General features: G+C 68.7%; 14 protein-coding genes. 6 read left to right on the forward strand and 8 right to left on the reverse strand.

The window, feature by feature from the left end; genetic code table 11:
• Positions 1 to 86: 86 nt before the first annotated feature.
• Positions 87 to 1,334: a KasA/KasB family beta-ketoacyl-ACP synthase gene (locus FOH10_RS24550; protein WP_143982505.1), complete on the reverse strand. Its 1,248-nt coding sequence runs from the start codon at positions 1,332 to 1,334 to the stop codon at positions 87 to 89.
• Between the two features lie 261 nt (positions 1,335 to 1,595).
• Between FOH10_RS24550 and FOH10_RS24555 the strand changes: the two genes are divergently transcribed.
• On the forward strand, positions 1,596 to 2,942 hold the full coding sequence (locus FOH10_RS24555) for an ABC1 kinase family protein (RefSeq protein WP_244961363.1): 1,347 nt from the start codon (positions 1,596 to 1,598) through the stop codon (positions 2,940 to 2,942).
• 16 nt (positions 2,943 to 2,958) lie between these two features.
• Here the strand turns inward: FOH10_RS24555 and FOH10_RS24560 are convergent, their stop codons facing one another.
• From FOH10_RS24560 to FOH10_RS24570, 3 genes are read right to left on the reverse strand one after another with little or no spacing between them, the layout of a single operon-like run.
• Positions 2,959 to 3,792 carry a DUF72 domain-containing protein gene (locus FOH10_RS24560; RefSeq protein WP_143982506.1) on the reverse strand — a complete coding sequence of 278 codons (834 nt, stop codon included), beginning with the start codon at positions 3,790 to 3,792 and terminating at the stop codon, positions 2,959 to 2,961.
• A 47-nt stretch (positions 3,793 to 3,839) separates the two neighbouring features.
• Positions 3,840 to 5,369, reverse strand: a complete 1,530-nt coding sequence (gene glpK / locus FOH10_RS24565; protein ID WP_143982507.1) for a glycerol kinase GlpK — start codon at positions 5,367 to 5,369, stop codon at positions 3,840 to 3,842.
• A 28-nt stretch (positions 5,370 to 5,397) separates the two neighbouring features.
• Positions 5,398 to 6,162, reverse strand: coding sequence for an IclR family transcriptional regulator (locus tag FOH10_RS24570; protein WP_039810839.1), 765 nt, complete (start codon positions 6,160 to 6,162; stop codon positions 5,398 to 5,400).
• 200 nt (positions 6,163 to 6,362) lie between these two features.
• Here FOH10_RS24570 and glpK (FOH10_RS24575) point away from each other — a divergent pair, with 200 nt between their 5' ends.
• From glpK (FOH10_RS24575) to FOH10_RS24585, 3 genes are all read left to right on the forward strand, one after another.
• Positions 6,363 to 7,880: a glycerol kinase GlpK gene (gene glpK / locus FOH10_RS24575; RefSeq protein ID WP_143982508.1), complete on the forward strand. Its 1,518-nt coding sequence runs from the start codon at positions 6,363 to 6,365 to the stop codon at positions 7,878 to 7,880.
• A gap of 48 nt (positions 7,881 to 7,928) precedes the next feature.
• Positions 7,929 to 9,608: a glycerol-3-phosphate dehydrogenase gene (gene glpD, locus FOH10_RS24580; RefSeq protein ID WP_029926585.1), complete on the forward strand. Its 1,680-nt coding sequence runs from the start codon at positions 7,929 to 7,931 to the stop codon at positions 9,606 to 9,608.
• Between the two features lie 222 nt (positions 9,609 to 9,830).
• A complete protein-coding gene (locus tag FOH10_RS24585; RefSeq protein WP_039810827.1) occupies positions 9,831 to 10,649 on the forward strand; it encodes an MIP/aquaporin family protein in 819 nt (272 codons plus the stop codon).
• Positions 10,650 to 10,665: 16 nt separating this feature from the next.
• Here the strand turns inward: FOH10_RS24585 and FOH10_RS24590 are convergent, their stop codons facing one another.
• The gene (locus FOH10_RS24590; RefSeq protein ID WP_143982509.1) at positions 10,666 to 10,974 is read right to left on the reverse strand and encodes a hypothetical protein; all 309 of its coding nucleotides are present in this window, start codon (positions 10,972 to 10,974) and stop codon (positions 10,666 to 10,668) included.
• 386 nt (positions 10,975 to 11,360) lie between these two features.
• On the opposite strand from FOH10_RS24590, the gene FOH10_RS24595 reads away from it, so the two are divergent.
• On the forward strand, positions 11,361 to 14,660 hold the full coding sequence (locus tag FOH10_RS24595) for an ATP-binding protein (protein WP_143982510.1): 3,300 nt from the start codon (positions 11,361 to 11,363) through the stop codon (positions 14,658 to 14,660).
• A gap of 133 nt (positions 14,661 to 14,793) precedes the next feature.
• Here the strand turns inward: FOH10_RS24595 and FOH10_RS24600 are convergent, their stop codons facing one another.
• The 3 genes from FOH10_RS24600 to FOH10_RS24610 all read right to left on the reverse strand — a co-directional run bounded on the left by FOH10_RS24600 (position 14,794) and on the right by FOH10_RS24610 (position 17,444).
• Positions 14,794 to 15,129 carry a histone-like nucleoid-structuring protein Lsr2 gene (locus tag FOH10_RS24600; protein WP_029926580.1) on the reverse strand — a complete coding sequence of 112 codons (336 nt, stop codon included), beginning with the start codon at positions 15,127 to 15,129 and terminating at the stop codon, positions 14,794 to 14,796.
• 142 nt (positions 15,130 to 15,271) lie between these two features.
• Positions 15,272 to 15,820 carry an Rv3235 family protein gene (locus FOH10_RS24605; protein WP_143982511.1) on the reverse strand — a complete coding sequence of 183 codons (549 nt, stop codon included), beginning with the start codon at positions 15,818 to 15,820 and terminating at the stop codon, positions 15,272 to 15,274.
• Between the two features lie 106 nt (positions 15,821 to 15,926).
• A complete protein-coding gene (locus FOH10_RS24610) occupies positions 15,927 to 17,444 on the reverse strand; it encodes a flavin-containing monooxygenase (protein WP_143982512.1) in 1,518 nt (505 codons plus the stop codon).
• A 70-nt stretch (positions 17,445 to 17,514) separates the two neighbouring features.
• Between FOH10_RS24610 and FOH10_RS24615 the strand changes: the two genes are divergently transcribed.
• On the forward strand, positions 17,515 to 18,537 hold the full coding sequence (locus FOH10_RS24615) for an AraC family transcriptional regulator (RefSeq protein ID WP_143982513.1): 1,023 nt from the start codon (positions 17,515 to 17,517) through the stop codon (positions 18,535 to 18,537).
• The last annotated feature ends 40 nt before the right edge of the window (positions 18,538 to 18,577 follow it).

Below are 18,577 nucleotides of genomic sequence, written 5' to 3' on the forward strand. Positions count from 1 at the left end.
ACGCACTCCATCGTGCAGTGACACCGAACAAAGATCGACACACACCAAAGCTGGGAAACAGTAGCAGGTGTGGTGATCGGCGACACTCAGTACCGGCCGAATGCCAGCGCGACGTTGTGCCCGCCGAATCCGAAAGAGTTGTTGACCGCGTAGTCGATTCGTCCCGTTCGGGCCTGTCCGTGCACGACGTCGAGATCGATTTCCGGGTCCAAATTGTCCAAATTCAGCGTGGGTGGGATCACCTCGTCACGAATGCTCATCACGGTGATGACCGATTCCAGCGCGCCCACCGCGCCGATGGAATGCCCCAAAGCGGATTTCGGCGCGTACACCGAGGCGTGGTTGCCGATCGCCTTGTGGATGGCGTTGCACTCGGCGGTATCGCCGATGGGCGTGGCGGTGGCGTGCGCATTGATATGCGTGACATCGGTTTTCGTGATGCCCGCGGTCTCCAGCGCCCGGGTCATGGCCCGCGCCGCGCCGGTGCCCTCCGGATCGGGGGCCACCAGATGGAAACCGTCCGAGGTGATTCCGGCACCCATGAGGCGGGCGTGGATGGTCGCACCGCGCGCCTTGGCGTGCTCCTCGGTCTCGATCACCATGAGCGCACCGGCCTCGCCGAAGACGAAACCGTCACGATCCGCGTCGAACGGGCGCGACGCCGACTTCGGGTCGTCGTTGCGGGTGCTCATGGCCCGCATCATGGTGAAGGCCGCGATGGGCAGGGCCTGGATGGACCCCTCCACGCCGCCGGTGACGACCATGTCGGCATCGCCCATGACGATCATCCGCCAGGCATTGGCGATCGCCTCCGACCCCGAGGAGCAGGCCGAAACCGGGGTCGTCACACCGGCCTTCGCACCCAACTCCAGACCGACGCAGGCGGCGGGGCCATTGGGCATCACGCACTGCACGGTCAGCGGGGACACCTTGCGGTAGCCGCCCTTGGACAGCTTGTCGCGGGCCACGATCAGCGACTCCGCGCCACCGAGACCGGTGCCGATGGAGACGCCGAGGCGGTTGGTGTCCACCTCGGGATTGCCGGCGTTTCGCCAGACCTCGCGGCCGAGGACCGTCGCCATCTGCTCGACGTAGGACAGCCGCCGCACCTCGCCCGGGGTGAGGGAGGCGCCCGGAGACACCTTCAGGTGGCCGCCGATGCGCACCGGCAACTCGAAATCGTCGATGAAGGAATCGTCGAGAACATCGATTCCGCTCTCGCCGCTCAGCAGTCCCTTCCAGGTGGAATCGATATCACCCGCGATGGACGTGGTGGCCGCGAGGCTGGTGACGACTACATCGGGGAAGCCGTCCGCGCTCGTATAAGAACTCATCTGTCGCTCACTCTCCGTAACACGCCTGGTCAGTGGCCATAACGCCCCGCGCGCACGAGCGGCGGGAGCGGGAAAGCGGTGGTGCGGAAAAGCTCGATAACTACGGTCGCCGGAAGATTGCCCCACATTATCGGGCGTCGATCGAACCGGTCTCCCCGGCGACACGCACGTGAACCCTACACAACCCTCGCCTTGACGCCGCAGAACCCGTCTGGGACAGTGGCGACCAAGACGATCGGGTGTGGGTGTGAGGACGTGACTGTGGCCGGAACCAGACGCAAGGGGATCGCACGCGGGGCCAGACTGGCGGCCCTGCCGATGAGCATCATGGCCAAACGCGCCGCGGCCCTCGGTACCCGGATCATCACCGGGGCCGAGCGCGGCGAACTCGACGAGAAACTCATCGCCGAGGCCGCCGACCAGGTGTTCACGGTGCTCGGCGAACTCAAGGGCGGGGCCATGAAGGTCGGGCAGGCGCTGTCGGTCATGGAGGCCGCGGTACCGCCGCAGTTCGCCGATCGCTATCGGGAGGCCCTGGTCAAACTCCAGGCCGAAGCGCCGCCCATGCCGGAGGCGGACACCTACCGCATGCTGACCCAGCAGCTGGGCACCCGGTGGCGCGACCGCTTCCGCTCCTTCGATCCGAAACCCGTGGCGGCGGCCAGCATCGGACAGGTGCACCGGGCGGTGTGGTCCGATGGCCGCGATGTCGCGGTGAAGGTGCAGTACCCGCACGCCGAGGAGTCGCTGAAGGCGGATCTGGCGCTGCTGAAGATGTTCTCGTCGGTGTTCAACCTCATCCTGCCCGGGGCGGATGTGAAGGAACTGGTCGACGAATTCATCGACCGCACCCACGACGAGCTCGACTACCGCATCGAATGCGACTATCAGCGGCGGTTCGCCAAGGCGCTGGGGCCGGACGATCCGAAGTTCTTCGTACCCAAGGTGGTCGCCTCCGCGCCCAAGGTCATGGTCACCGAGTGGATGGACGGGATGCCGCTGTCCAAGGTGATCACCGGGGGCGATCGGGAACAGCGCGACCGCGCCGGAATCCTGCTGTGGGAGTTGGCGGTATCGTCGCCCGCACGGTTCGGCATCCTGCACTGCGATCCGCACCCGGGCAACTTCCGGCTGCTCGAGGACGGGCGGCTGGGCATCATCGACTTCGGCGCGTGCACCGAAACACCCAACGGGCTACCGCCTTTCATCGGCGAGACCGCGCGCTATCTGCTGGCGGAGGACTTCGACAAGGCGGTCGAGGTGGTACGCCGCTCCGGATTCGTGAAGGAGGGCACCACCGTCGATATCGGCCCGCTGCAACGCACCCTGGGTCCGCTGGTGGTCCTGCTGCGCGAGGAGGAGTTCCACATGACCCGGCAGGTGCTCCAGGATCAGGCGCAGCGCTCCATGGACGTGCGCAATATGTCGATCAACAACGCGCTGGCCTTCAAGGCGACACCGGAGTTTCCCGAGATGCCGATGATCGGGCGGGTGCTCGGCGGGGTGGCGGGCATCTGCGCGCAACTCGACACCACGGGGCCGTTCCTGGCCCTGGTCCGCGAATGGGTGCCGGGGTTCGTCGCGACGGACGACGCGGAGCGCGAGTAGCGCGGCGTCGGGAGGTTCAGAACAGGGTCATGGGTTCCGTCGGTTCGGGTTCCGGCAGTGCCGCCAGTTCCGGTACGCGGGCACGCACCTCGTCGTGGAACCTGCGAGCGAGCGGTAGCGAACTCGCGTTGTCGGGAGTGTGGATGAACACGGTGGGCGATCGCCCCTCGCGTAGCCACTCCGCGGTGATCTCCAGCCAGGGCCGCCATCCGGCGACGGTGCGGTCGACATCGTCGCGGCCGTGGTAGCGGACGATCGGATGATCGGTCAGGGCCTCGGTCCTGCGCGGCACCCTCGGCTTCTTCGACCGTGCTTCGACCTCGGCGGCGCTGCTGGCGGGGCCGTCGAACAGCACGGTGGTGTCGAAGGGGATCCATTCGGCGCCGACACCGGCGAGCGCGCGTTCCAGCTGGTCGGCGGCTCGTTCATCATCGAAGAAGGCCGGGTGGCGGACTTCGACGGCCGTGCGGCCGGGCAGGGTGCGCAGGAATCGCGTGAGGGTGGGGAGGTCGTTCGGGCCGAAGGAGCCGGGAAGTTGGACCCAGAGTGCGTGCAGGCGTGAACCGAGTGGTTCCACGGCGTTCAGGAAGGTGTGCAGTTCCTGCTCGGCTCCGCGCAGGCGGCGTTCGTGGGTGACGGTTCTGGGGAGTTTGAGGACGAAGCGGAAGTCGGGGTCGGTCTGTTCGGCCCACTGCTCCACGGCCGAGCGGGCAGGGGTGGCGTAGAAGGTGGTGTTGCCTTCGACCGCGTTGCACCAGGTCGCGTAGCTGTGGAGGCGTCGCGACGGGGTGGGCTGGTAGTCGCGCCAGGCCGGGTGGGTCCACATTGCGCATCCGACGTGCAGTTGCATGAGACGACGGTAGCCGGAGGTGCCGCGGCGGCCGACCGGGTCTCGCCCTACGGGGGTGACTGCGCCGCCGCCGGTGTGGACCCCCGGAACCACCCGAAGGTCAGCGTGACAGCGCGCCGCCAGTTCTCGTATTCGGTCTCCCGCGCCCCGGCGTCCATCGTGGGGACCCACTGCGCGGCCACCCGCCGATTACCGCGCAACCCCTCCAGATCCGGCCAATACCCCACCGCCAGTCCGGCCGCATAGGCGGCGCCGAGCGAGACGGTCTCGGCGACTATCGGCCGCTGCACGGGGATATCGAGCACGTCGGCGACGATCTGCATCAACAGGTTGTCCGATGTCATTCCGCCTGCCACCCGCAGGGATTCGGCGTGCAGACCCGAATCCGCGTTCATCGCCTCCACCACATCGCGGGTCTGCCATGCGGTCGCCTCCAGCACCGCTCGGGCGATGTGGCCCTTGGTGACATAGGAGGTGAGACCGATCAGCAGACCGCGTGCGTCGCTGCGCCAATGTGGCGCGTACAGGCCGGAGAAGGCCGGGACCAGATAGCACCCGCCGTTGTCTTCCACTGTGCGAGCGAGGGTTTCGATCTCCGGGGCGGAACCGATCAGGCCGATGTTGTCGCGCACCCACTGGACGAGCGAGCCGGTGACGGCGATGGGGCCCTCCAGGGCGTACACCGGCTCCTCGCCGACCTGATAACCGATGGTCGTGAGCAATCCGTGCTGCGAGCGAACCAGCTCCCGGCCGGTGTTCATCAGCAGGAAGCCGCCGGTTCCGTAGGTGCACTCGGTCTCCCCCGGCGCGAAGCAGGTCTGCCCGAACAGCGCGGCGTGCTGATCGCCGAGCGCCGCCGCGATTCGGGTGCCCGGCACCACTTTTCGCGCCGTGCCGAACGATCCGGTCGAGGGCTCGATGCGCGGGAGCATCCGCTTCGGAATGTCGAAGCACCGCAGCAGCTCGTCATCCCAGCCCAGGGTGTCGATGTTCATCAGCAGGGTGCGGCCCGCGTTCGTGACGTCGGTGACGTGCTCACCACCGTCGACGCCGCCGGTCAGGTTCCAGATGAGCCAGGTTTCCATGGTGCCGAACAGCACCTCGCCGCGGTCGGCGCGGGCCCGCAGGCCGGGCACCGTATCCAGCAGCCATCGCAGTCGGGGCGCGGCGAAATAGGTTGCCAGCGGGAGGCCGCAGAGTTCCCGGACTCGCTGTGCCGCAGCAGATTCGGACAGCTCACGCACCAGGTTCTCGGTGCGCACGTCCTGCCAGACGATGGCACGGCCGACGGGTACGCCGGTGTGGCGGTCCCACACCACGGTGGTCTCACGCTGATTGGCGATGCCCACGGCCGCCACCTGGTCCATCTCGATGCCCGAATTGCGCAGGGCGGCGGGCACTATGCGCTCGACATTGCGCCAGATCTCCTGGGCGTCCTGCTCCACCCAGCCGGGGCGCGGATAGTGCTGCCGGTGCTCGCGCTGGGCCACTCCGGCCAGCCGGGCGCGCTGGTCGAACAGGATGCACCTGGTGGACGTGGTGCCCTGGTCGATGGCCAGCACATACCGTTGCGTCATTCCGGGCTCCCCAGGCTGCGTTCGACTATCACTGCGCCGCACCGAGATCCCGTGAGACCGCGTGCGCCGCGTCGCGTACGCGGTCGACCAGGGTCCGGCGCGGGCGCGACTGGGCGTCGCAGAGCCGGTCCACGGGGCCGGAGATGCCGATCGCGCCGACCACCAGGCCGCCGCGGGACCGGATGGGGGCGGCGATGCCCGCCTCGCCGGTGCGGAACTCCTCCATCTCACCCGCCCAGCCGGTGCGGCGCACCTCGGACAGGACTCGGCTCAGCGTGGTGCGGTCGGTGACGGTGCGGTAGGTCGACGCGGTCAGCGTCGCGCCGTGCAGGGCGGCGGCCAGGTCCGCGTCGTAGGCGAGCAGCACTTTGCCCAGGGCGGTGGCGTGCGGGGGCAGCGACTCCCCCAGGGCCAGTGCCTGTTCGGTGTTGTCGGGGCGGAAGACGTGATGCACGACCACCACCTCGCCGTGCTGGGGCGCGGCGATGCGCACCGCCTCCCCGGTGCGCGCCGCCAGCGCGTCGGCCCAGTTGATGGCGCGGGAGCGCAGTTCGTTCGCGTCCAGGTAGCCGCCGCCGAGCTGGCCCAGCGCCGCGCCCAGGAAGTATCTGCCGGTCGCCGGGTCCTGGTCCACGAAACCGACGCCCTGCAGGGTGCGCAGGATGCCGTGCGCGGTGGGCTTGGCCAGGCCGAGCGCCGCGGCGATCTCGCCGACGCCCATGCGGCCGGAGCCGCGCGCCAGCAGGCGGAGCACGGCGGCGGCGCGCTCGATGGACTGGATGGGACCCGGCACGTCACGAACCTAGCCGCTCGTGATTCGGCGAACGGTAGCGACACCTGTGACCGAGCAGCCACCGAAACATTCGACATTGTCGAACGCGTCCACTGTTGAGCGCACTCATCGACTCGTAGATTCGTGGTCGAGCGTGGCCGCCACCCGCGTCCACCAGGGCATACGACGGGCTCAAAGGTGAGCCTTTCGAAAGGGACACGATGAGCCGATACATCGGAGCCATCGACCAGGGAACGACGAGCACTCGTTTCATGGTCTTCGACCACGATGGCAACGAGGTCGCCCGCCACCAGCTCGAGCATGAGCAGATCATGCCGCACGCCGGGTGGGTCGAGCACAATCCGGCCGAGATCTGGGAGCGCACGCGCACGGTCGTCAAAACCGTGCTCACCTCCTCGAACCTCTCCGCCGCCGACCTGGCCGCGGTCGGCATCACCAACCAGCGCGAAACCACCATCGTGTGGGACCGGCGCACCGGCCGCCCCTACTGCAACGCCATCGTCTGGCAGGACACCCGCACCGATCGCATCGCGGCCGAACTCGACCGCACCCACGGCGAACTCATCCGCCGCAAGACCGGCCTGCCGCCCGCCACCTACTTCTCCGGCGGCAAACTGAAGTGGATCCTGGAGAACATCCCCGGCGTGCGTGCGGACGCCGAACGCGGCGACGCGCTGTTCGGCACCCCGGACACCTGGCTGCTGTGGAATCTCACCGGCGGCATCCACGGCGGCGTGCACGTCACCGACCCCACCAATGCCTCCCGCACCATGCTCATGGACCTCGAAACCCTGGACTGGGACGACGAACTGCTGGAGCTGTTCGGGGTGCCTCGGGCCATGCTGCCGACCATCGCCCCGTCGTCGAATCCGGAGATGTTCGGACTCACCAACCCCGACGGCCCGTTCAAGGGCGCGGTGCCGCTCACCGGCATTCTCGGCGATCAGCAGGCCGCCACCGTGGGACAGGTGTGCTTCCGGCCCGGCGAGGCCAAGAACACCTACGGCACCGGAAACTTCCTGCTGCTCAATACCGGCACCGATATCGTGCGCTCGCAGCACGGACTGCTCACCACCGTGGCCTACCGGTTCGGCGACGACGCGCCGGTGTACGCGCTGGAGGGCTCCATCGCCGTCACCGGTTCGGCGGTGCAGTGGCTGCGTGATCAGCTCGGCATCATCGCCGGGGCGACCCAGAGCGAACTGCTCGCCAGCCAGGTGGCCGACACCGGCGGGGTGGTGTTCGTGCCCGCCTTCTCCGGACTGTTCGCACCCTACTGGCGCTCCGACGCCCGCGGCATCATCATCGGCCTGTCGCGCTACAGCACCAACGCCCACATCGCCCGGGCCACGCTGGAGGCCATCGGCTACCAGACCCGCGACGTGGTGGAGGCCATGGAGGCCGACTCGGGGGTCAAACTCGACACCCTGCGGGTGGACGGCGGCATCACCGCCAACGAACTGTGTATGCGGTTGCAGTCCGACATCCTCGGAGTTCCGGTGTCGCGCCCCGTGGTTCGCGAGACCACCGCGCTCGGCGCGGCCTACGCCGCCGGGCTCGCGGTCGGATTCTGGAGCAGCACCGACGAACTCGTCCGCAACTGGCACGAGGACAAACGCTGGGAACCCACCTGGTCCGAGGAGCAGCGCGAAAAAGGTTACGGCCGTTGGAAGAAGGCCGTGGCGCGCACCCTCGACTGGGTCGATCTCGACGACTGATCCACGGCCCCCACAAGACTTATCACCCTGGAGAACAAGGAGATTCCCGTGTCTGCACGCTTGGATCGCGCCTACCGCGACGACGCCATCGCGCACCTGGAGGACACCGAGATCGACGTCCTCGTGGTCGGCGGCGGCATCGTCGGCGCCGGGGCCGCCCTGGACGCCGCCGCCCGCGGCCTGAACGTCACCCTGGTGGAGGCCCGCGACTGGGCGGCCGGTACCTCCAGTCGCTCCAGCAAGCTCATCCACGGCGGGCTGCGCTACCTGGAACAGCTCGACTTCGCGCTGGTGCGTGAGGCTTTGAAGGAGCGCGGCCTGCTGCTGAACAAGATCGCCCCGCATCTGGTGCACCCGGTCTCGTTCCTGTTCCCGCTCCAGCATCGGGTCTGGGAGCGCGCCTACATCGGCGCGGGCGTCGCCCTCTACGACACCCTCGGCGGCGCGCGGGCGGTGCCCATGCACAAGCACCTGACCCGTTCCGGCGCACTGGAATTGGCCCCGGCGCTCAAGGACGACGCGCTCACCGGCGCGATCCGCTACTACGACGCCCAGGTCGACGACGCCCGCTACGTCATGACGCTGGCCCGCACCGCCGCCAAGCACGGCGCGACCGTGCTCACCCGCACCCGGGTGACCGGCCTGCTGCGCGAGGGGCAGCGCGTGATCGGCGCGACCGTCATGGATCTGGAGACCGGCCGCGAATACAACGTGCGCGCCCGCAGCGTCATCTCCGCCACCGGCGTGTGGACCGACGAGATGAACCGGATGACCGGCGTGGACTTCCCGTTCCACGTGCGCATGTCCAAGGGCGTGCACATCATGGTGCCGCGCGAGCGGCTGAACATGGACACCGGCATCATCATGCGCACCGAGAAGAGCGTGCTGTTCGTGATCCCGTGGGAGCAGCACTGGATCATCGGCACCACCGACACCGACTGGGCCTTCGACAAGGACCACCCGGCCGCCAGCGCGGCGGATGTGCGCTACATCCTCGACCACGTCAACACCCTGCTGAAGGAACCGCTCACCGAGGACGACATCGTCGGCACCTACGCCGGGCTGCGTCCGCTGCTCTCGGGCGCGTCCTCGGACACGTCCAAGCTGTCGCGGGAGCACGCGGTGGCCGAGCCGGTGCCGGGCCTGTTCGTCATCGCGGGCGGCAAGTACACCACCTACCGGGTGATGGCCGCCGACGTGGTGAACGCCGCGGTCGAGGGGCTCGGCAGCGGCGTCGCCGACTCGGTGACCGAGCATCTGCCGCTGCTCGGCGCGGCCGGCTACCAGGAGATGCTGGCCGACATCCCGGGCGTCGCCAAGGACGCGGGCCTGCCGGTGCAGACCGTCGAGCACCTGCTGGGCCGCTACGGCGCGGTGGCCAAGGATCTGTTCGAGCTCATCGCCCGCGATCCCGCACTGCGCCACCCGATTCCGGGCGCGGAGGACTACATCGGCGCGGAGGCCGTCTACTCGGCCACCCACGAGGGCGCACTGCATCTCGACGACATCCTGACCCGCCGCACCCGCATCTCCATCGAGGTTGCCGACCGCGGACTCCGCGCCGCCGCCGCGATCGCCGAACTGGTGGCCCCGCACCTGGGTTGGGATGCCGAGCGGACCAGCGCGGAGGTCAACCGCTACAACGACCGGGTGCACGCGGAGCTGGCCGCCAACGAGGCCCGCGACGACGAGTCCGCGAACGCCGCCCGGCTGGTGGCCGCCCGCTGATCGGCCCCCGCCGCACCCCCTTCGCGCCGCCGCGCCGGAACGTCGGTTCCGGCGCGGCACAAGCGTTTTCAGCGCGCGCGAACGGCGGGGCGAATGTGGGATTTATCATGCCTCGTTCGAGATGATCGTGTGTGTTTCCAAGAGTTTGCTGAGTGAGAATCGTAGAGTCATTTCAGGCCCGGGGTCGCGTCCGCGTCCCCCCGCGGATCGGAGGCTCTATTCATGGATTTCGGCACGATATTCGCGAGTGAGGCACTAGGCACGGGCATCTTGATCCTGCTCGGCGCGGGTGTCGTCGCCAATGTGTTGCTAGCCAAGTCGAAAGGCTTCGAAGGCGGCTGGCTGCTCATTTCCTTCGGCTGGGGTCTCGGCGTTTTCGCGGGCGTCTATGCCGCCTACAAGACCGGCGGCCATCTGAATCCGGCCGTCACCATCGGCAATCTGTTCGCCGGATTCGACGAATACGCGCCCGGCGTTCCGGTGAACGCCGCCAACACCCTGGCCTATCTCAGCGGCCAGCTGGTGGGTGCGTTCCTCGGCGCGTGCGTGGCCTATCTCGCCTACAAACGACACTTCGACGCCGAACCCGACGAGGAGAAGAAGCTCGGGGTGTTCTCCACGGTGCCCGCCATCCGCTCGTACCCGTGGAACTTCCTCACCGAGGTGATCGCCACCTTCGTGCTCGTCTTCGTCATCGTCGCGTTCGGCAAGACCCCCAGCGGCCTGGGCCCGCTCGCCGCCGCCCTGCTGGTCGTCGGCATCGGCGCATCCCTGGGCGGCCCCACCGGATACGCCATCAACCCGGCCCGCGACCTCGGCCCCCGCATCGCCTACGCGCTGCTGCCCACCCAGCACTCCGCCGAGGTGCCGCCCAAGGCCGTGTCGGCCGACCTCGGTGTCGGCGTCGGCGGCCACCGCGACCTGCCCGACCGCGAGACCGCCCACCGCAAGGATCCCGACTGGTCCTACGCCTGGGTGCCCGTACTCGGCCCACTGCTGGGCGGCGCGCTGGCGGGTTTGGCCGCACAGGTCTTCCTCTGAGACCTACCGCTGAGCCCTACCGCGCGGTGCCGTCTTTCGGGTGCGCGGTCGGGAAGGCGACGGCCGCCATGCGGGCGGCGTAGGCGTCGCCGTGTACGAGGGTGAACGGGGCGTAGTCGCGGACATGGCCTTCGGCCCAGTCCCACAGCGCCTCGGGATCGACGGCCACGCCACGCTGCAGGATCAGCCGCCAGCCCTCGCTGCGCCGCTCCCAGATATCACCGTCTCGGTCCAGGTAGAAGCCGGAGATCTCGGGTTCCACCATGGGCATCGCCTGGTCCCGCATCACTTCGCCCCCTGTCAGCCACTCGAATCGCGTCAACATCGCTAGGACCTCCTTTGAATACTTCCCCTTGGAATTATTCGCCATCGATCTTCCGATTCACTTCCAGCCTGATTCGCCAGGCGCGTCGCGAATGAAATAGGCGGGGGAATTTCGATGGGAGGACACCGTGGATTTCATGAACTCACGAGCTTGTGATGCATGTCATAACCCGCTCGAGCGGGGGAAATAGGCACCCTGCTCGCCACCGCCCGCCACTGGACATACGTTCAGATGACACCGATCCAGGGCAATTTCGAGTCCTCGAAACTGCGATAACCATTCGGCAACTATTCAGCATACTTTTGGCATCGCTGATTTGTGGGATGATAATCCTCTTTTGAGGCGGACGACCGGTACCGCCTACCCGCGCGAGAAGGGTTTCGGCGATGGCAGGACCGCACGTCAGGGTGCTCGGACCCCTGCACATGTCCATCGACGGACGCGAGGTCCCGCTCGGCACCCCGATGCAGCGCGCCGTACTCGGCCGCCTGATCGTCGCCCGCGGCCAGGCCGTCAGCACCGAACGGCTGATCGAGGACCTCTGGGCCGGATCACCACCACCCAAGGCGGCCACCGTCCTCCAGGTCCACATCCACAACCTGCGCCGCCTGTTCGAACCCGATCGTCCCCGCCGCGCCCCGTCGAGGTTCATCGTCTCGGAATCCTCCGGCTACGCCCTGCATCTGCCGCCGGACGCGGTGGACGCCTGGCACTTCGAGGAATTGCTGCGCGCCCATCAGGAACTGCTCAACGACGCCGACCAGCGCGCCGACACCCGCGACCGCAGCCACCTGCTGGAGAATGCGCTCGCCTGCTGGAACGGGCCCGCGCTGGAAGCGTTCACCGATACGGAATGGGCTGTGGCGGAAGCGAATCGGCTCACCGACCTGCGCCTGACCGCGGCCGAACTCGATGCCCGCGCGAAACTCGATCTACAGCGCCCCGGCGATGTGGTCATCGAACTGCGGCAGCTGTTCGACGAACATCCCGGCCGTGAGGAGATCGCCCGATTGCTCGCGCTCGCACAGTATCAACTGGGTCAACAATTGGAGGCACTCGCCACCATTCGCCGCTGCCGCGAATTTCTCGGCGAGGAATTCGGCGTCGACCCCGGCCCGGGGCTGCGTGCGCTGGAAACCGCCATTCTGAACCACGCCTCGAATCTGACCGGGGCCGCCGAACTGCCGAGCACCGCGACTGTCCCCGACGAGACCGGCACTGACCGTGAGAACGGTTGCGCCACGGACTATTCCAGTGCGCTCGATCAGGTTATCGCGAGCGCGGAGACCGCGCGGGGCGGACGCCTGCGGCTGGTCTGGGTGGCCGGGGAGGCGGGATTCGGCAAGACCACCTTCGCCGAATCCGCACTGGCCCGGCTGCGCGGCAACGGCTGGACGGTGGCGGCCGGCGCCTGCCCCGAGGTGGACGGCGCACCCATGGCCTGGGCCTGGTCGGAGGTGGTGGCCGGATTGGCCACCACCTCCGCACCGGAACCGGCGACGGATCCGTTCACCCTGTCGCGCACCGTGACCCAGCTCTGCGCGACCGCCGCGACGCCGGTCGCACTGCTGCTGGAGGATCTGCACCGCGCCGACACCGCCACGCTGCAGGTGCTGCGGCAGGTCACCAGCTGGCTGCGCGACGAACCGGTGCTGATCCTGGTGACGCTGCGGCGCTCCGAGGGCGGCCCCGACACCCACGCCACCACGGCGGCCCTGGCCCAGCACACCGCCGCGTGGCTGGAACTCACCGGCCTGGACCGGACCGGCACCCGGTCCGTCGCGCTGGCCGCGGGACTCACGGCGCTCGACGATGCCGCACTGGAACGGATGCACCGGCGCACGGGCGGCAATCCGCTGTTCGTACGGGAATCGGCGCGACTGCTGGCCGCGGGCGGCGATCCCGACGCCGTCCCCGACGCCGTGCGCGAACTGGTCGACAGTCGCATCGCGCGGCTGCCGTTCGGTGTCGCCGAGGTGCTGCGACAGCTGTCCGTCTGGGGCGACGAGGTGGAGCTGTCCCGGCTCGCTCCGGCCGCCGGACTGCCCGAGGACGCGCTCATCGACATGGTGACGGCCGCCGAATCGGTGGGCCTGGTGCGTACCGACCGCGCGGGTCGAATCCGCTTCGAGCACAGCCTGATCCGTGACACCGTCTATCGGGGCATTCCGTCGCTGCGGCGGGCGCGCATGCACTGGTCGGCACTGGAGATCCTGGAGCGGCGGCGCCGCGACGGCCCCGCCGCGGCCGACCCGCTGCTGCTGGCCCGGCACGCCGTACTCGGTGCGAGCGCCGAGACCGCCCACCACGCCATCGACCGGGTGCGGGCGGCGGCCCGTCACTGTATGGATCACGGGATGCGCTCGGCGGCGGTCGAATTGAGCCACTCGGTCATCGAACTGCACGAGCTGGCCGGGCACGACGGCGAGCACGCCGACCGCCGCGACCGCACCGCACTGCTCGACGCGCACTGTGCCCTGGTGACCGCACTGGCCGACAACGGATCTCAGCGTGACGCCCGGGCCGCCCGCGACCGGGCGCTGGAGCTGGCCGAACGGATCGGCGGTGACGAGCCGGTGATTCGGGCGCTCACCTGTTGGCGCGCACCGGTCATCTGGCCCGTTCGGGAATGGCGGGAATCGAGCGCGCACATCTTCGAAGCCCTCTGGCGGGTACTGGATTCCGCCTCGGGCGCGGAGCGGGTGCGCTTGCTGCTGGCGGCGGCCTTCGAAATCGACGCGGAGAACCGCGAGAGCTATCACCACCTCAGCACCCAGGCGCTCGAATCGGCGCGCACCCTCGGCGATCCCGAGTTGCTCTGCGCCGCGGTCAATGCGGTCACCTTCATGGACTACGACTACGGCCCCGAATACGCGGCGCTGACGGCGGAGCTGGAGGCCGTCGCCACCGCGGCCGGACTCCCTGAATACCAGGCGGTGGCACATCATCTGCGTTTCCGCAGCGCCTTCGCCGCCGGCGAGCTGGCCGAGGCCGATCGGCACGCCGCACTGGCCGTCGAACTCGCCGACGAGGGGCAGTTGCGGCCGCTGCTCGATATCGCCTGCTGCGCCGCGGCCGGTATGGAACTGCTGCGCGGCGATCTCGAACGAGCCGAGCAGCTGTACGGCGAATTCCGTACGCGCATAACGGATTCCGGACTGACCAATGCCGCCGAGGCCGCGTTGGCCGGTCGGGTGGCGCTCGCCTGGGCGCGCGCCGATCTGTCCGGCCTGGTCGGCGAGCTCGCACACGCCTACGCGGCGCTGCCGGACGTGCTGTCACACATCTACGCGATCGCGCTGGTGCACGGTGGCGATCGCGACGCGGCGCGCGCGGTGTACGACGGAGCAAAGCCGCCCCAGGACGGCATCTATCCCATCACCATGTCGGTCTTCCGCGCGGCGGCCGCGATCCAGTTCGACGACGCGGACACCATTCGCGAAATGTACGACTACCTCGTACCGCATGCGGGCAAGATCGTCGGCCTGGAAATGGGAGTGGTGACCTTCGGACCGGTGGAGGCCGTGCTGGCCAGCCTGGCGATCGCACTGGACGATCACGAGGCCGCGCGCGCCCACGCCACCCGGGCCCGCGCCGTGCTGGACCGCGCCCGCACCGAGTTGCGGGCCGTCTCCCCGCCCCGGGTCGACGACCGCGCGACCGGCTGCCGCACCCGGACAACATAGGGAACGCAATCCCCACCGCTATTCCGCGGGGACATCCCTCGACGCGATTGTCGGATATGGCCAGCGCCGGTGACCCGCTGCGGGATCACCGGCGCTGGCCGAATTCCGGAGTTCCAGATTTCCGGACCGGCTTTTACTTCGCCTTGTGGTACGCCTCGACGATCTCCGCCGGGATACGGCCGCGCGAGGAGACCTGGTGGCCCTGGGCGCGCGCCCATTCGCGGATCGCGGTGCTCTCCTCCCGATCCACCGCGGGACGGGTCTTGCCGCTCGTGCCCTTCCGCTTGGAACGGCCGACCTTGCGGGCCTTCTCGGTCCACTGCTCCAGCGACCCGCGCAGCTTACCGGCGTTCTTCAGCGACAGGTCGATCTCGTAGTCCATGCCGTCCAGCGAGAAATAGACGGTTTCATCGGCCTTCGATTCGCCGTCGTAGTCGTCGACCAGAGTCACGGTGACTTTCTTCGCCATGGACTGCCCTTTCACGTTGATGCCGCTTTTCGCCGGAAATATTATGCCCGGGACGGATAGAATTCAAACCCGGCGCGATTGGAATTCGCAACCATCAGGCTATTCGGCTATTACCGGGCAGCCGGGTAGGAGCCGTGCGGCGTCACCGCACCCGGAATGCGGTCATCCGCCAACCGCGCCGACCACGGGCAATGCGGGCGGCCAGGGCGAAATGTCGGGCACCGCGGTCGTAGGCGGCGCACACCTCGGCGTGCACGGCATCGACCATCACCACATCGACCCTGGTCAGCACCGCCGTGCCGAGAGAGCGGCCCGGCACCAGCCGCGCGCCCACCAGGGTACGCACGGCCGCCACCACCCCGGAATCGGCGACCGCGGCCAGTTGCGCGACCGGCCGGCGACCGTCCAGCACTTCCACGGCGAACTGCACCGTACGCCATGCGAAATTCCGTGCCCCGGAACAAACTTCGACTTCGCTCGCGGCAATTTCCGGATGCGTGCCGCGCACCACCCGTTCCAGCCCCGGGCCCAGCGCGCGGGCATCATTGCGCGCCGTCCGGGTGTCATTGCGGGCCACCCGATTCCGACACGGCGGCGGGGATTGGGCGTCGAGCGTCACATGTGCGCAGCAGGGCGTCAGCGGCGGCTCCGGATCGGGCGCCGGGGACAGATACCGGCCTCGAAATGCCATATGCCCGCTCCCCCATTCACCGGTGGATTCCCGCGCGATGCGATTGCGCCAGCATCGCACGGTCCGACAGTTCCGTAAAGGACCTGATCACCGGCCTGACGGGCATTCACGGCGTGTTGAGCGCGGCTCGCCCCGACAGCGCCGGCTTCGCGCACTCGGCTCCCGGGTGCGGCCGCAGTGTCCTGCCCAGATCCGTGCGCAGCGTGGTGGCGACATCGAGCAGATAGTTCTGCCGCACCCGCCACGGATGCCGGTCGCCCTGGCGCGGGAAGTCCCCGATGGAGCGCTGAATGTACCCGGATGCCAGATCCAGCAGCGGTCGCTCGGCGAGCGGGCCGTCGGCATGCGGCGCCACGGCGGCGACGCCGTTGCGATCCATATACGACAGCACCTTGCACACCAGGCGCGAGGTGAGGTCGGCGCGCAGCGTCCAGGAGGCATTGGTGTAACCGATGCACACCGCGAAATTGGGGACGCCGGTGAGCATGGTGCCCTGCCAGACGAAGCGCTCGTTCAGTCGCACCGGCTCGCCGTCCACGGTGAGGTCGATGCCGCCGAAGGCCAGCAGCCGCAGTCCGGTGGCGGTGACCACCACATCGGCTTCGAGCACCCGGCCCGACGTCAGCCGAATCCCCTCGGGCACGAAGGTTTCGATGTGATCGGTGACCACCTCCGCCCTGCCCTTGCGCATGGCCTTGAAGAAATCGGCGTTGGGCACCGCGCACAGCCGCTGATCCCACGGATCGTAGTCGGGCGTGAAATGCTCGGCGACCAACCGCTCGTCCTTCAGGATGCGCGTGGTCAGCCCGGTGAGCAGCTTGCGCGCGGCCTCCGGACGACGGCGGCAGTACTGGTAGAAGCCGATGCCGAACAGAATGTTCTTGGTGCGGATGACGCGGTGCGCCAACCGTGGCGGCAGCAGCGCGCGCAGCCGGTCGGCCACCTTGTCCCGGCCCGGCACCGCGGAGATCCAGGTCGGTGAGCGTTGCAGCATGGTCACCCGCTCAGCCCGCTCGGCCATGGCCGGAACCAGGGTGACGGCGGTGGCGCCGCTGCCGATCACCACGACCCGCGCTCCGGTGTAATCCAGGTCCTCGGGCCAGAACTGCGGGTGCACGACCCGGCCCGCGAAGTCGTCGATACCGGGGAACTCGGGTGCGTGGCCGCGGTCGTAGTCGTAGTAGCCGGAGCAGGAGTAGAGGAATCCACAGGTGAGTTCGGCGCGCCCGCCGTCGCGATGCTCCAGGGTGAGCGTCCAGCGGGCGGCGGCGCTGTCCCATTCGGCGGCAACGACCTTGGTGCCGTAGCGGATATGCCGGTCGATGCCGTTCTCGGTGGCGGTCTCGGTGATGTAGCGCAGGATGGACGGCCCGTCGGCGATGGACTGGGCATCGCGCCAGGGCTTGAAGGGGTAGCCGAGGGTGAACATATCCGAGTCGGAGCGAATACCCGGGTAGCGGAACAGATCCCAGGTGCCGCCCAGTCTCTCGCGGGCCTCGAGGACGGCGTAGCTGCGGTCCGGGTGCTCGGTCCGCAGGCGGTAGGCCGCTCCGATTCCGGACAGTCCCGCGCCCACGATCACCACGTCGAGGTGCTCGACCCGTTCGGTTGTGCGCTCACTCATGATCTCCAGTCTGGGGCCGTCCCGCCCCGGCTTCTTGACTGTGCGCGACAAGTATTTGATCCTGAACGACATGTCGGTCATCAGGTCCGCCGGATTGCGCGGCTTCCGCGCCACGGTCGCGGAACTCGGCGGCGACGCCGAGGAATTCGCGCGCGCCTGCGGGCTGCCCGTCACCGCTCTCGACACCGACGACCTGCTGGTCTCCGACTACGCGGTGGGCGCGGTGCTCGAACTGGCCGCGCATCGACTGCGCTGCCCCGACCTGGGCCTGCGCATCTCCCGCCGCCAGGATCTGGCCATGCTCGGCCCGCTGGCCCTGGCCATCGGCAACTCCCCCACCCTCGCCGATGTCATGAACTGCACCGCCCGCTATCTGTTCGTGCACGCCCGCGCGCTGAGCCTGACGGTGGAACCGGACCCGTACGGGGATGAGCGGGTGATCGCCCTGCGCTACGGCGTGCCGCCGGGCACACCGAGCCCGGTGCAGGGCACCGATCTCGGACTGGCCTTCGTGCACCACACCATCCTGCAGCGGCTGGCGACGGAGCGGTACGGCCTGCGCTCGGTGGAGTTGCCGTATCGGCCCGCCGCACCGCTGTCGGTGTACGAGGAGTTCTTCGGCGCACCGGTGCGGATCGAGCGCCCCGCCGCACTGCTGCGCGTGCCCAGCAGCCTTGCCACCCGGCCGCTCTCGGGCGGGGACGCCCATCTGCACCGGCTGGCCATGGCCTTCCTGGCCGAACTCACCGGCGGCGCGGGCACCGAGATCGCACCGCGGGTACGGGCCGCGGTACAGCGGCTGCTCGGCACGGCCGCACCCGAAATCGGCGCGGTGGCACGACTTCTGACGGTGCATCCGCGCACGCTGCAACGGCGGCTGGCGGCGGAGGGCACCTCGTTCGCGGCCATTCTCGACGAGGTGCGCCGGGCGGAGGCCCGCCGGTATCTCACCACCACGGATATGCCGATGAGCCAGGTGGCCTCGCTGATCGGTTTGTCGGAACAGGCCGTTTTCACTCGCTGCTGCCGACGCTGGTGGGGCGTGACGCCGACGGCGGTGCGGCGCAGCGGAAGTCGCGGACCGCGATCGTGAGTCACGCGGTGGATCGGACAAACACGGCGGAATACCAACA

The organism is Nocardia otitidiscaviarum, from assembly GCF_007362295.1.
Classification (GTDB): domain Bacteria; phylum Actinomycetota; class Actinomycetes; order Mycobacteriales; family Mycobacteriaceae; genus Nocardia; species Nocardia otitidiscaviarum.